Genomic DNA, 13,326 nt, shown 5'->3' with positions numbered 1-13,326 from the left:
CGATTTACGGCCTTGTAGTAGTAACGGAATTAACAAACCACTGCTGGATGTTGCTCATCGCAGAATGCGAGGTATCCAGAATCGGCTGCGGATAGAAGCCAAGCAGTACCAGAAGCACGACCAGCAACAGGATGATAAACAGCTCACGCAGCGACATCCCTGGCAGTTCAACACTGGCAATCTGGCTTTTCGCTTTACCAAAGTAAGCGCGATGCAGCATCGCCAGCGAGTAAACAGAGGCAAACACCAGACCGAAGGTCGAGATCACGGTAATGACCGGAACCACCTGGTAGCTGCCGAACAGAATCATAAATTCGCCAACGAAGTTACCGGTTCCCGGCATACCCAGCGTACAGACCGCGAAGAACATCGACAGCGCAGGCAACCATTTCATTTTGCCCCACAGGCCGCCCATCATACGCATATCACGCGTGTGCAGACGTTCGTACAGCTGACCACACAGAATGAACAGGCCGGCCGCAGACAGACCGTGCGCAATCATCTGGATAACCGCACCCTGGTACGCCAGCTGGCTACCGGTGTAGATAGCAATCAACACGAAGCCCATGTGCGAGACGGAGGTGTAGGCAATCAGACGCTTGATATCGTACTGATTAAAGGCCATCCACGCGCCGTAGAAAATACCGATAACACCCAGCCACATAGCGATAGGTGCGAACTCCGCAGACGCGTTCGGGAACAGCGGCAGGGAGAAGCGCAGCAGACCGTAGGCCGCGGTTTTCAGCAAAATCCCCGCCAGGTCAACGGAACCTGCGGTCGGTGCCTGGGAGTGCGCATCCGGCAACCAGCCGTGCAGCGGAACCACCGGCATTTTCACCGCAAAGGCGATGAAGAAGCCCAGCATCAGCAGATATTCCACGCCGTGGGACATCGGTGTGTTCAGCAGTTCTTCATAGTTGAAGGTCCAGACACCGGTGGCTTTGTAGTGCACAAATACCAGCGCCAGGATGGCAATCAACATCACCAGACCACTCGCCTGGGTATATATGAAGAACTTGGTGGCCGCCGTGATACGCGTTTTACCGTCGGACGCTTTATGCCCCCACAGCGCGATCAGGAAGTACATCGGCACCAGCATCATTTCCCAGAAGAAGAAGAACAGGAACATGTCGATGGCCAGGAACACGCCGATCACGCCGCCGAGGATCCACATCAGGTTCAGGTGGAAGAAGCCCTGGTACTTTTCAATTTCATTCCAGGAACACAGTACCGCCAGAACACCGAGCAGACCGGTCAGCACCACCATCAGCAGCGACAGACCGTCGATAGCTAAATGAATAGAGATGCCAAAGCGCGGGATCCACGGCATGACGAACTCAGACTGCCACTGCGGAATACCAGCGGATTGCGTCAGTGAATAGCCGCCCTGCAACCACAATTGTAGGCCAAGCGCCAGCGTCAGTCCCATGGTAATCAGCGCGATCCAGCGCGGTACCTTCACGCCAAAGCGTTCGGTCTGCCAGCACAGGAAACCACCGATAAAGGGGATTAATATCAACCAAGGTAATAACATAGCTAAGTATGTCCCTTATATTTATTCCTGCTCAGGCTATCTCACTCGTCAGCCCAAATCCCGGCAGTGCTCGCAATCCTCACGTACTTCAGTACGCTCCGGTTGCTCTGCGCTGGCGGTATTCGGTCTGACTTCGCCGATGACGCCTGTACTTCAGGAACAGATTTTCAACGAATTCTAAAAATTATTTTTGGGTTTGTAGGCCGGATAAGCGCAGCGCCATCCGGCAGTCGTTCATCCGGCCAACAAACTCAACGCAGTACCATCAGCAGTGCCAGCACGACAACCGCACCGATGCTCATTGACGCGACATACCAGCGCAGATACCCGTTCTCACTGAGCAGCAGACCTTTGCCTGCAAAGCGGGAGAGGATCGCCGGAATGTTCATCATTGCGTTCATCGGGTCGCGTTTCAGCAGCCAGGCAACGCCAAGGAACGGCTTGACGAACACTTTGTCGTACAGCCAGTCAAAGCCCCAGGCGTTATACCACCAGGTGCCCAGCAGACGGCCCGGCGCACTGTTGGCAATCGAGGTCACAAGCGTACGTTTACCCAGCCACAGCCATGCTGCAATCAGGATCCCCGCAATCGAGACGATGCCAGAGGTAATTTCCAGCGTCATCACGCTACCATGCGGCAGCTCGGTGGTTGCCGGAAGCACGCCATGCAACGGAGGCACAATCAGTGCGCCAACGAAGGTGGACAGGATCATCAGCACAATCAGCGGCAGATGGTGGGTAATCCCCTTCCCTGCGTGCGCGTGAATTTGTTCTTTACCGTGGAACACGATGAAAATCATACGGAAGGTGTACAGAGAGGTCATAAACGCACCGACCAGACCTGCCACCATCAGATTGATATGACCGTTCGCCATCGCACCGGCCAGAATTTCATCCTTACTGAAGAAGCCTGCGGTAATCAGCGGCAGAGCCGACAACGCCGCGCCGCCAACCAGGAAGCTGAGATAAACCAGTGGGATTGACTTACGCAAGCCGCCCATTTTGAAGATGTTCTGTTCGTGGTGGCAGGCCAGGATCACCGAACCCGATGCCAGGAACAACAGCGCTTTAAAGAAGGCGTGCGTCATCAGGTGGAAAATCGCCGCATCCCATGCCTGAACGCCAAGCGCCAGGAACATGTAGCCAATCTGGCTCATGGTGGAATACGCGAGAACGCGTTTGATGTCGGTTTGTACCAGTGCGGCGAAGCCTGCCAGAACCAGCGTGATCGCCCCGATAATCCCCACCAGGTGCAGGATTTCCGGCGTCAGCAGGAACAGGCCGTGGGTACGCGCAATCAGGTACACACCGGCAGTAACCATCGTTGCGGCGTGGATCAGCGCGGAGACAGGCGTCGGGCCAGCCATCGCATCAGCAAGCCAGGTCTGCAACGGCAACTGCGCCGATTTACCGACCGCACCGCCCAGCAGCATCAGGGTTGCCCACATCAGCATGTCATTGCCCGCGGCAAAGTGCGCCGGTGCCAGTTCAACCATTTCGCGGAAGTTCAGCGTGCCCAGCTCGTTGTAGAGAATGAACAGCGCGAACGCCAGAAATACGTCGCCGACACGGGTTACCACGAAGGCTTTCATTGCCGCTGCGCCATTCTTCGGATCGGTATAGTAGAAACCGATCAGCAGATAGGAGCACAGGCCCACGCCTTCCCAGCCGAGGTACATCAGCAGCAGGTTATCCGCCAGTACCAGAATCACCATGCTGGCGATAAACAGGTTGGTATAGGCGAAGAAACGGGAGTACCCCTCTTCCCCGCGCATGTACCAGGAAGCGAACATGTGAATCAGGAAACCAACGCCGGTTACTACCGAGAGCATGGTCAGCGACAAGCCGTCCAGCACCAGATTAAAACCGATGTTAAAGTCGCCAACAGACATCCACGTCCACAGCGGAACGCTAAATGCCTGTTTACCGTTAGCGAAGAAATCGACGCCAATAAATGCAGTGACCAGCGCCGCCAGGCCAATCGACCCGACGCCCACGGTAGCGGACAGATTTTCTGACCAACGACCACGAGAGAACGCCAGTAATACAAAGCCAAGAAATGGCAGAATAATGGTTAAGGCAAGCATGTTCATCCACGCATCTCACTTACTGAATCGATGTTCAGGTTCTGGCGGCGGCGATGAAGTTGCAGCAACAGCGCAAGTCCAATGCTCGCTTCCGCAGCCGCAAGGCTGATGGCGAGAATGTACATCACCTGACCATCGGTCTGGCCCCAGTAGCTTCCGGCGACCACAAAGGCCAGCGCAGAGGCGTTAATCATGATTTCCAGCCCAATCAGCATAAACAACAGATTGCGGCGGATAACCAGACCGGTTAAGCCCAGTACGAATAAGACAGCCGCGAGGATCAGTCCATGTTGTAAGGGGATCATGCGTGCTCCTCCGTTTTTCTTTTCGCGCGGTCATCCGTGCGGTTGCTCAGCACTTCGCCAGAACGCTCTTCGCGACCGACGTGGAAGGCCACAACCAGACCCGCCAGCAGCAGCATTGACGCCAGCTCAACCGCCAGGACATAAGGTCCGAACAGCGAGATACCGACCGCTTTCGCGCTAATTGGTGTCCCGTCGATGCCCTGATCGTTAACGCCAAGAATCGCGTAGACAATCACCGCCAGCATGATGGCCGACAGAATCGCCGGACCAATCCACACCTGCGGTCTCAGCCACTGACGTTCCTGTTCGATTTCAGCACCGCCCAGGTTGAGCATCATGACCACGAACACGAACAGCACCATAATGGCGCCCGCGTACACGATAATTTCCAGCGCACCGGCAAAGTAAGCGCCCAGCGAGAAAAACACCCCAGAAATCGCCAGCAGCGAAATAATCAGGTACAGCAGTGCGTGTACCGGATTGGTGTGAGTGATGACCCGCAAGGTTGCGAGAATGGCTATCAGGCCACAGATATAAAAAGCGAACTCCATTGCCCCTCTCCTTACGGTAACAGGCTCTTGACGTCGATAGGCTTGGCTTCGTTCTCTGCTTCGCCCTTATCTTTGCCGTCGATTGCCATACCTGCCATCCGGTAGAAGTTATATTCCGGATATTTACCCGGACCGGAGATCAGCAGATCCTCTTTCTCGTAAACCAGATCCTGGCGCTTATACTCACCCAGTTCGAAATCTGGAGTAAGCTGAATAGCCGTTGTCGGACAGGCTTCTTCGCACATACCGCAGAAAATGCAGCGTGAGAAGTTGATGCGGAAAAACTCCGGATACCAGCGACCATCTTTAGTCTCTGCTTTTTGCAGAGAGATACAGCCGACCGGACAGGCTACCGCACACAGGTTACAGGCAACGCAGCGCTCTTCGCCGTCCGGGTCGCGTGTCAGTACGATACGACCACGAAAACGGGGCGGTAGATAGACCGGCTCTTCCGGGTACATCTGCGTTTCGCGTTTGGCGAACGCATGCAGGCCGATCATCCAGATACTACGAAGCTGGGTGCCTGCGCCTACAAGTAATTCTTTTAAGGTCATGGTCTTTGTGTCCCTTATTGCGCCTGCCACAGAATGACAGCCGCCGTTACCAGCAAATTGACGAGCGTCAGCGGCAGACAAACTTTCCAGCCGAAGGACATTACCTGGTCATAACGAGGACGCGGTAACGACGCACGAATCAAAATGAACATCATCATAAAGAACGCGGTTTTCAGCGCGAACCAGACGAATGGCGGTAAGAACGGGCCATGCCAGCCACCGAAGAACAGGGTAACCATCAGCGCAGAAATGGTGACGATACCGATGTACTCCCCCACGAAGAACAGGCCGAATTTCATCCCGGAATATTCAATGTGGTAACCATCGGCCAGTTCCTGCTCGGCTTCCGGCTGGTCAAACGGGTGACGGTGACAGACCGCGACGCCCGCGATAGCAAAGGTGACAAAACCAAAGAATTGCGGAATAACGTTCCAGATATCAGCCTGGTTATTGACGATGTCGGTCATGTTAAATGAACCGGCCTGCGCCACCACGCCCATCAGGGAAAGTCCGAGGAACACTTCATAGCTCAGGGTCTGCGCAGACGCACGCATTGCGCCGAGCAGCGAGTATTTGTTGTTGCTCGACCAACCGGCAAACAGCACCGCGTACACCGCCAGACCGGCCATCATCAGGAAGAACAAGATCCCGATGTTAAGGTCAGCGACCACCCAGTTCGGGCTGACCGGCACAATGGCGAAGGCCAGCAGCAGCGAAGTGAAGGCGATCATCGGTGCCAGCGTAAAGATGACGCGATCCGAGAATTTCGGGATCCAGTCTTCTTTAAAGAACATCTTGATCATGTCCGCGACCAGCTGGAGCGAACCGCCCCAGCCTACACGGTTCGGTCCATAACGGTTCTGGAACAGACCCAGCAGACGACGTTCGCCAAAGCTCATGAATGCCCCGCAGGTGACCACCACCAGCAGGATCACCACCGCTTTGAGAATGCTCAGCAGGATCTCAATCAGATCGGGTGTAATCCAACTCATTGTTGTGCCTCCTGCAGATCCTCAAGACGCGCACCAGCCAGAACCGGCGCGATACCCGGCATACCCATCGGCAAACCAACCTGCCCCGCCGTCAACCCTTCTGCGATTTCAACCGGTAATGTGACCGTGTTGCCATCGTAGCTAAAGGAAACTCGCGTACCCGCATTGACGCCCAACTTCTCGGCATCAGCCGGGTTGAGTTTAATGTACGGCTGCGGCATGCGGGTCTGGATAACCGGCGCGCGCTGGGACATTTCGTCGCTACCAAACAGATGATAGTACGGCGCGATACGCCATTGACCATCCTGCGCCTGGAAGCTCGCCGGAACGGTAGTGAAGTAGTCCAGACCGCCTTCGGAGGCTTCAATCAGACGCACGCCCGGATCGCCATGGCGCAGTTTGCCGCCCACTTCATCCTGGAACTTGTTCCACGCTTGTGGTGAGTTCCAGCCTGGTGCCCAGGCAAACGGAATTTGTGAACGCGGCGCAGACGGCTGGTTGTTCCCTTCCATCGAGAAGGCAAACATAGTGTCTTTGTCCTGCGGTTGACGCGGTTCATGCACGCTAATGTTGGCACGCATGGCGGTACGACCACTGTAACGATGCGGCTCACGTGCCAGTTTCTGCCCACGAATACGGAAGCTCGCGTCCGGCGCGGCATCTTTAATGCCAGCCAACTGCGGCAACGCGGCTACGGCGGCGTCGATGACGTGATCGAGCTGCGTCCAGTCCACTTCACGGCTCTGCACGGTGCTGTGCAGCGAGTGCAGCCAGCGCCAGCTTTCCAGCATCACAATGTTGCTGTCGTAGTAGCTTGGGTCATATACCTGGAAGAAACGCTGTGCGCGGCCTTCGTTATTGATAACCGTACCGTCACTTTCTGCAAAACTTGCTGCAGAAAGGACCAGATGGGCATTGTCCATAATCGCGGTACGCTGATGGTCAACGACCAGTACCAGCGGTGCTTTCGCCAGCGCAGCGTTAACGCGAGTGGCAGACGCATGGCGATGCAGGTCATTTTCCAGTACCACCACGGCATCAGCACGACCTGTTTCCAGTTCGGTCAGCGCATCATCAAGTGAACCGCCGCCAATCATGCCGAGGCCCATGCTGTTAACAGAGCGGGCAATCATGGTGATGCCGACGTCTGCGCCACGACCTTTCAGCGCCTTCGCCACGTTGGCAGCGGCCTGAATCACTTCAGCGCTACCGGCGTTGGTACCGGAGATGATCAGCGGTTTCTTCGCGCCAGCCAGGGCCTGAACGATGACGTCGATTTTGTTCTGCAGGTCACGGTCAATACCGTCAACGGCCGGAGCGGTGTTATCCAGCGCGTGGGCAATGGCGAAACCTAAACGCGCCTGATCTTCAACCGGAGCACGGTAGGTCCATGCTGCGATATCATCCAGACGGGTGTTATCCACGTTGGTCACGAACAGCGGATGCTTGGCACGTTGGCCGATGTTAAGGATCGCGGCAATCTGCCAGTCAGCCACTTTCTGCGCTGCTGCCATTTCGCGTGCTTTACCTTTCACCGCCTGACGTACAGCTAGCGCAACGCGTGCGCCGGTCTGGGTAACATCTTCGCCCAGCACCAGGACCGCATCGTAAGATTCAATCTCGCGCAGTGCCGGGGTATGAATACCGCCGTCACGCAGCACGCTCAGCGCCAGTTGCAGACGTTCCAGTTCGCCTTGAGCGATACCGGTATAGAAGTTTTCCGCACCCACCAGTTCACGCAACGCAAAGTTGCTTTCAACGCTGGCGCGCGGGGAGCCGATGCCGATCACTTTCTTCGACTGACGCAGAATGTCAGCCGCGCCCTGCATCGCCTGCTCGGCGTTGAGGGTGATCAGATCGTCGCCACGACGCTGAACCGGCTGACGCGGACGGTCTTTCAGGTTCACGTAACCATAGCCAAAACGACCACGGTCGCAGAGGAAGTAGTGGTTAACGGTACCGTTATAACGGTTTTCGATACGACGCAGTTCACCGTAACGCTCACCCGGGCTGGTGTTACAGCCAATGGAACACTGCTGGCAGATGCTTGGCGCAAACTGCATGTCCCATTTACGGTTATAACGCTCGGAGTGCGTTTTATCGGTGAACACGCCGGTCGGGCAGATTTCTACCAGGTTACCGGAGAATTCGCTCTCCAGCACGCCGTCTTCCGGGCGACCGAAGTAGACGTTGTCATGTGCGCCATAGACGCCCAGATCCGCGCCGTCAGCGTAATCTTTGTAGTAGCGAACGCAGCGATAGCAGGCGATGCAGCGGTTCATTTCGTGAGAGATGAACGGCCCCAGGTCCTGGTTGCGGTGGGTGCGCTTGGTAAAGCGGTAGCGACGGAAGCTATGACCCGTCATCACGGTCATATCCTGAAGGTGGCAGTTACCGCCCTCTTCGCAGACCGGACAGTCGTGTGGGTGGTTAGTCATCAACCATTCCACCACGCTTTCACGGAACTGTTTCGCTTCTTCGTCATCGATAGAAATAAAGGTGCCTTCGGTGGCCGGTGTCATACAAGACATCACCAGGCGACCACGCGTATCTTCCGCGTTTTGATATTGCTTCACCGCACACTGGCGGCAAGCACCGACGCTTCCCAGCGCCGGGTGCCAGCAAAAGTACGGAATATCAAGGCCGAGGGACAGACAAGCTTCTAGCAGGTTGTCCGCGCCGTTGACCTCATATTCTTTGCCGTCTACATGAATCGTAGCCATAGTCAGCATGCTTCCAGTTGGCTCAGTCAGTGACCAAGCGTTAATCGAATTTCTTTTCCGCTTTATCCTTCAAGCTGCCTCGGCGTTGGCTTCTCTCCTTCACCCCAGTCACTTACTTTAGTAAGCTCAGGGATTCTCTCGGTTGCCGCCTTGACGCATCTTGAATGCTTTCGCGTAAAACGTTTACCAGCGCTCTTTCAACAGGTTCGGCTGAATACCACCAATCGCATGGGTATTGCTGAAGGTCTGCTTGATGCCAGCTTCGAATTCTTCGCGGAAATATTTAATGGCGCTCTGCAGCGGTTCGACCGCACCCGGTGCGTGTGCACAGAAGGTTTTACCCGGACCGAGGAAACGACACAGTTGCTCAAGTGTCTCGATATCCCCAGGCTGGCCTTCGCCACGCTCCAGCGCACGTAGAATTTTTACGCTCCACGGCAAACCATCACGGCACGGCGTACACCAGCCGCAGGACTCGCGGGCAAAGAACTCTTCGAGGTTACGCACCAGCGGCACCATGCCAATCTCGTGATCGACCGCCATCGCCAGCGCCGTACCCAGACGGCTACCCGCTTTACCGATGCTTTCGAACTCCATCGGCAGGTCAAGGTGCGCTTCGGTCAGGAAGTCAGTCCCCGCACCGCCCGGCTGCCAGGCTTTGAACTTCAGGCCATCACGCATGCCGCCCGCGTAATCTTCGAGGATTTCACGCGCGGTGGTCCCAAACGGCAGTTCCCACAGTCCCGGATTCTTCACGCGACCGGAGAAGCCCATCAGCTTGGTACCTGCGTCTTTGCTCTTCGAAATATTCTGGTACCACTCCACGCCGTTGGCGAGGATAGCCGGTACGTTACACAGAGTTTCGACGTTGTTCACGCAGGTCGGCTTACCCCATGCGCCAGAGCTTGCCGGGAACGGCGGCTTGGAGCGCGGGTTAGCACGACGACCTTCGAGGGAGTTGATCAGTGCGGTTTCTTCACCGCAGATGTAGCGCCCTGCCCCGGTGTGCACAAACAGTTCGAAGTCGAAACCGGTGCCCATGATATTTTTGCCAAGCAGACCCGCTTCGGTCGCTTCAGCAATGGCGCGACGCAGATTCACCGCCGCTTCAATGTATTCACCGCGCAGGAAGATGTAACCGCGGTACGCTTTCAGCGCAAACGCGGAGATCAGCATGCCTTCCACCAGCAGGTGTGGCAGCTGTTCCATCAACAGACGGTCTTTATAGGTGCCCGGCTCCATTTCATCGGCGTTACACAGCAGGTAACGGATGTTCATGGATTCGTCTTTCGGCATCAGGCTCCACTTCAGACCCGTGGAAAAGCCTGCGCCGCCGCGCCCTTTCAGGCCAGCGTCTTTCACCTGATTAACGATTTCGTCCGGTGACAGCCCGGTCAGGGCCTTACGCGCACCTTCATAACCGTTTTTGCTACGGTATTCATCCAGCCATATTGGCTGGTTGTCATCGCGCAGACGCCAGGTCAGCGGATGCGTTTCGGGAGTACGGATAATGTCTTTCATTTATACCGCTCCAGCAGTTCGGGAATGCCTTCCGGAGTCAGGTGAGCATGCGTATCTTCATCGATCATCATGTTCGGCCCCTTGTCGCAGTTCCCCAGGCAACAGGTCGGCAGCAACGTAAAGCGACCATCAAAGGTCGTCTGCCCCGGCTTGATGTTGAGTTTTTTCTCAAGTGCCGCCTGGATCCCTTGATAGCCGTTGATATGGCACACCACGCTGTCGCAGTAGCGGATCACGTGGCGACCGACCGGCTGGCGGAAGATCTGGCTGTAAAACGTGGCAACACCTTCAACGTCGCTTGCCGGGATACCCAGCACATCAGCGATCGCATAGATCGCCCCATCCGGCACCCAGCCACGCTGTTTCTGAACGATTTTCAGCGCTTCAATGGACGCCGCACGCGGGTCTTCGTAGTGGTGCTTCTCGTGCTCAATCGCTTCACGCTCAGCCGCACTCAGCTCAAAAGCCTCGGTTTGTGGTTGTTGATTCTCGTGCATAATTAGCGGTCCACATCTGACATAACAAAATCGATACTACCCAGATGGACGATAAGGTCGGACACCAGGCTGCCACGTACCGCTACCGGGATCTGCTGCAAATGCGCATAGCTCGGTGTACGGATACGAGTACGGTAACTCATGGTGCTGCCATCGCTGGTCAGGTAGTAACTGTTGATACCCTTGGTCGCTTCCACCATCTGGAAGGATTCCTGCGCCGGCATAACCGGGCCCCACGACACTTGCAGGAAGTGGGTGATCAGGGTTTCGATATGCTGTAGCGTGCGCTCTTTCGGCGGCGGCGTGGTCAGCGGGTGATCCGCTTTGAACGGGCCTTCCGGCATGTTGTTGAGGCACTGCTCAAGGATGCGCAGGCTCTGGCGCAGCTCTTCAACTTTCAGCATCACGCGGGTGTAGCAGTCGGAAACACCACCGCCCACCGGGATTTCGAAGTCGAAGTTTTCATAGCCAGAGTACGGACGTGACTTACGCACGTCGAAATCAATACCGGTTGCACGCAGCGCAGCACCGGTACAACCCCAGTCCAGCGCTTCTTTCTTACCGTAAGCGGCAACACCCTGCGAACGGCCTTTCAGGATGGTGTTGCGCAGCGCAGCTTTCTCGTAGGAATCCAGACGCTTCGGCATCCAGTCGAGGAAATCACGCAGCAGCTTGTCCCAACCGCGCGGCAGGTCGTGTGCAACGCCACCGATACGGAACCAGGCCGGGTGCATACGGAAACCGGTGATCGCTTCTACCACGTCATAGATTTTCTGACGGTCGGTAAAGGCGAAGAACACGGGAGTCATCGCGCCGACGTCCTGAATGAACGTGGAGATATACAGCAGGTGGCTGTTGATACGGAAAAGTTCAGAAAGCATAACGCGGATCACGTTGACGCGATCCGGTACGGTAATGCCCGCCAGCTTTTCTACCGCCAGCACGTACGGCATTTCGTTCACGCAGCCGCCGAGATATTCGATACGGTCGGTGTACGGAATGTAGCTGTGCCAGGACTGACGTTCACCCATCTTTTCGGCGCCACGATGGTGGTAGCCGATGTCAGGCACGCAGTCGACGATCTCTTCGCCGTCAAGCTGAAGAACAATACGGAATGCACCGTGAGAAGACGGGTGGTTCGGACCGAGGTTGAGGAACATAAAGTCCTCGTTTTCGGTACCACGCTGCATGCCCCAGTCTTCAGGTTTGAAGGTCAGTGACTCCATTTCCAGATCCTGCTTGGCTTTGGTCAGCTCAAACGGATCGAATTCGGTCGCACGCGCCGGGTAATCTTTACGCAGCGGATGGCCTTCCCAGGTATGCGGCATCAGAAGACGCGTCAGGTGCGGGTGGCCTTCGATATCAATACCAAACATTTCCCAGGTTTCACGCTCATACCAGTTGGCGTTCGGGAACAGTTTGGTGAACGTCGGCACGCGCAGATCGTTTTCAGACAATGCCACCTTGAGCATGATATCGCGATTGCGTTCAATGGAGATCAGGTGATAGAAAACGGAAAAATCCGCGGCAGGTAACCCTTCGCGGTGCGTACGCAGACGTTCGTCCATGCCGTGTAAGTCAAACAGCATGACGTAAGGTTTCGGCAATCTCTTTAAGAAATCACCCACTTCCAGGAGTTGTTCACGCTTGACCCAAACAACGGGTACCCCGGTGCGAGTCGCCTGAACGGTAAAGGCATCCGGCCCAAAACGGTTGCGCAGTTCGCCAATGACCGGGTCATCGAGATGATCCCGTGTTTGCCAGGCAGCGTCTTGCGCGGTTAAGTCGGTCATATTGTTCACCATTGCAAATGGTTCGTGGTGACTGTTAAGCCTGGCTTCGCGCTATTTGAATAGTGATATGCGAAGGTAATCCCCAGGCCGACAGGCGCAAATTAAATCTCGTCCGGTGTGCGAAGATTCGTTACAGCAATACGTTCGCCGCGCTTACGCTCGCGCTCTGACTGCATATTGGCGCGATAAACGCCCTGATCGCCAACCACCCATGAGAGCGGACGACGTTCTTTGCCAATGGAGTCTTGCAGCAGCATCAGTGCCTGCATGTAGGCTTCCGGACGCGGCGGGCATCCCGGGATGTACACATCAACCGGAATAAACTTATCAACGCCCTGCACAACGGAGTAAATATCGTACATACCGCCGGAGTTGGCACATGCGCCCATGGAAATAACCCATTTTGGTTCCAGCATCTGATCGTAGAGGCGCTGAATAACCGGGGCCATTTTGGTAAAGCAGGTGCCGGCCACGACCATCAGGTCGGCCTGACGCGGAGAGGCACGCAGAACTTCTGCGCCAAAACGGGCCACGTCATGCACGGCGGTGAACGAGGTCACCATCTCAACGTAGCAGCAGGAAAGGCCAAAGTTGTATGGCCAAATTGAGTTTTTACGGCCCCAGTTAACCATGTCATGCAGTTTGCCCATGAACACGTTTTTGTTAACTTCTTGTTCCAGGGGGTCGGTTACGATCTCCTGTTTTTGCAGGGGGTAACGGTCGTTCTCACCGTTAGGATCTATGCGGGTGAGCGTATAATCCATCTTAA

General features: G+C 55.7%; 11 protein-coding genes. All 11 read right to left on the bottom strand.

What is annotated here, in order from left to right:
• Window positions 1-4 precede the first annotated feature (4 nt).
• The 11 genes from nuoM to nuoB all read right to left on the bottom strand — a co-directional run bounded on the left by nuoM (window position 5) and on the right by nuoB (window position 13,321).
• Window positions 5-1,534, bottom strand: a complete 1,530-nt coding sequence (gene nuoM / locus IB214_RS08120; protein ID WP_117343410.1) for an NADH-quinone oxidoreductase subunit M — start codon at window positions 1,532-1,534, stop codon at window positions 5-7.
• A gap of 251 nt (window positions 1,535-1,785) precedes the next feature.
• Entirely contained in the window at window positions 1,786-3,627 is a 1,842-nt protein-coding gene (nuoL, locus tag IB214_RS08115; RefSeq protein WP_117343409.1) for an NADH-quinone oxidoreductase subunit L, read from the bottom strand.
• Entirely contained in the window at window positions 3,624-3,926 is a 303-nt protein-coding gene (nuoK, locus tag IB214_RS08110; RefSeq protein WP_006683663.1) for an NADH-quinone oxidoreductase subunit NuoK, read from the bottom strand. The genes nuoL and nuoK overlap by 4 nt, the downstream gene beginning before the upstream one ends.
• On the bottom strand, window positions 3,923-4,477 hold the full coding sequence (nuoJ, locus tag IB214_RS08105; protein WP_096756375.1) for an NADH-quinone oxidoreductase subunit J: 555 nt from the start codon (window positions 4,475-4,477) through the stop codon (window positions 3,923-3,925). The genes nuoK and nuoJ overlap by 4 nt, the downstream gene beginning before the upstream one ends.
• An 11-nt stretch (window positions 4,478-4,488) precedes the next feature.
• Window positions 4,489-5,031: an NADH-quinone oxidoreductase subunit NuoI gene (gene nuoI / locus IB214_RS08100; RefSeq protein ID WP_096756374.1), complete on the bottom strand. Its 543-nt coding sequence runs from the start codon at window positions 5,029-5,031 to the stop codon at window positions 4,489-4,491.
• Window positions 5,032-5,045: 14 nt separating this feature from the next.
• Entirely contained in the window at window positions 5,046-6,023 is a 978-nt protein-coding gene (nuoH, locus tag IB214_RS08095) for an NADH-quinone oxidoreductase subunit NuoH (RefSeq protein WP_003028063.1), read from the bottom strand.
• Complete coding sequence (gene nuoG, locus IB214_RS08090) at window positions 6,020-8,746, bottom strand: NADH-quinone oxidoreductase subunit NuoG (protein WP_117343484.1); 2,727 nt, start codon at window positions 8,744-8,746, stop codon at window positions 6,020-6,022. Before nuoG ends, nuoH begins: the two co-directional genes overlap by 4 nt.
• A 183-nt stretch (window positions 8,747-8,929) precedes the next feature.
• Window positions 8,930-10,267 (bottom strand): NADH-quinone oxidoreductase subunit NuoF, encoded by a 1,338-nt coding sequence (gene nuoF / locus IB214_RS08085; protein ID WP_096756373.1) that lies wholly within the window; start codon window positions 10,265-10,267, stop codon window positions 8,930-8,932.
• The gene (gene nuoE / locus IB214_RS08080) at window positions 10,264-10,764 is read right to left on the bottom strand and encodes an NADH-quinone oxidoreductase subunit NuoE (protein WP_003028069.1); all 501 of its coding nucleotides are present in this window, start codon (window positions 10,762-10,764) and stop codon (window positions 10,264-10,266) included. Before nuoE ends, nuoF begins: the two co-directional genes overlap by 4 nt.
• Before the next feature lie 2 nt (window positions 10,765-10,766).
• Entirely contained in the window at window positions 10,767-12,569 is a 1,803-nt protein-coding gene (gene nuoC, locus IB214_RS08075; RefSeq protein ID WP_096756372.1) for an NADH-quinone oxidoreductase subunit C/D, read from the bottom strand.
• A gap of 89 nt (window positions 12,570-12,658) precedes the next feature.
• Complete coding sequence (gene nuoB, locus IB214_RS08070; RefSeq protein WP_003028075.1) at window positions 12,659-13,321, bottom strand: NADH-quinone oxidoreductase subunit NuoB; 663 nt, start codon at window positions 13,319-13,321, stop codon at window positions 12,659-12,661.
• Between the last annotated feature and the right edge of the window lie 5 nt (window positions 13,322-13,326).

Source organism: Citrobacter sp. C1, assembly GCF_014596895.2.
Classification (GTDB): domain Bacteria; phylum Pseudomonadota; class Gammaproteobacteria; order Enterobacterales; family Enterobacteriaceae; genus Citrobacter; species Citrobacter gillenii.
The sequence above is the reverse complement of the archived record's forward strand: the minus strand, read 5'-3'. Positions and strand labels throughout refer to the sequence as shown.

What these genes read in the sequence shown, in the direction of transcription:
- nuoB (WP_003028075.1), bottom strand. Translation starts at nt 13,321, where the DNA reads ATGGATTATACGCTCACCCGCATAGATCCTAACGGTGAGAACGACCGT.
- nuoM (WP_117343410.1), bottom strand. Translation starts at nt 1,534, where the DNA reads ATGTTATTACCTTGGTTGATATTAATCCCCTTTATCGGTGGTTTCCTG.
- nuoF (WP_096756373.1), bottom strand. Translation starts at nt 10,267, where the DNA reads ATGAAAGACATTATCCGTACTCCCGAAACGCATCCGCTGACCTGGCGT.
- nuoL (WP_117343409.1), bottom strand. Translation starts at nt 3,627, where the DNA reads ATGAACATGCTTGCCTTAACCATTATTCTGCCATTTCTTGGCTTTGTA.
- nuoI (WP_096756374.1), bottom strand. Translation starts at nt 5,031, where the DNA reads ATGACCTTAAAAGAATTACTTGTAGGCGCAGGCACCCAGCTTCGTAGT.
- nuoH (WP_003028063.1), bottom strand. Translation starts at nt 6,023, where the DNA reads ATGAGTTGGATTACACCCGATCTGATTGAGATCCTGCTGAGCATTCTC.
- nuoE (WP_003028069.1), bottom strand. Translation starts at nt 10,764, where the DNA reads ATGCACGAGAATCAACAACCACAAACCGAGGCTTTTGAGCTGAGTGCG.
- nuoG (WP_117343484.1), bottom strand. Translation starts at nt 8,746, where the DNA reads ATGGCTACGATTCATGTAGACGGCAAAGAATATGAGGTCAACGGCGCG.
- nuoC (WP_096756372.1), bottom strand. Translation starts at nt 12,569, where the DNA reads ATGGTGAACAATATGACCGACTTAACCGCGCAAGACGCTGCCTGGCAA.
- nuoK (WP_006683663.1), bottom strand. Translation starts at nt 3,926, where the DNA reads ATGATCCCCTTACAACATGGACTGATCCTCGCGGCTGTCTTATTCGTA.
- nuoJ (WP_096756375.1), bottom strand. Translation starts at nt 4,477, where the DNA reads ATGGAGTTCGCTTTTTATATCTGTGGCCTGATAGCCATTCTCGCAACC.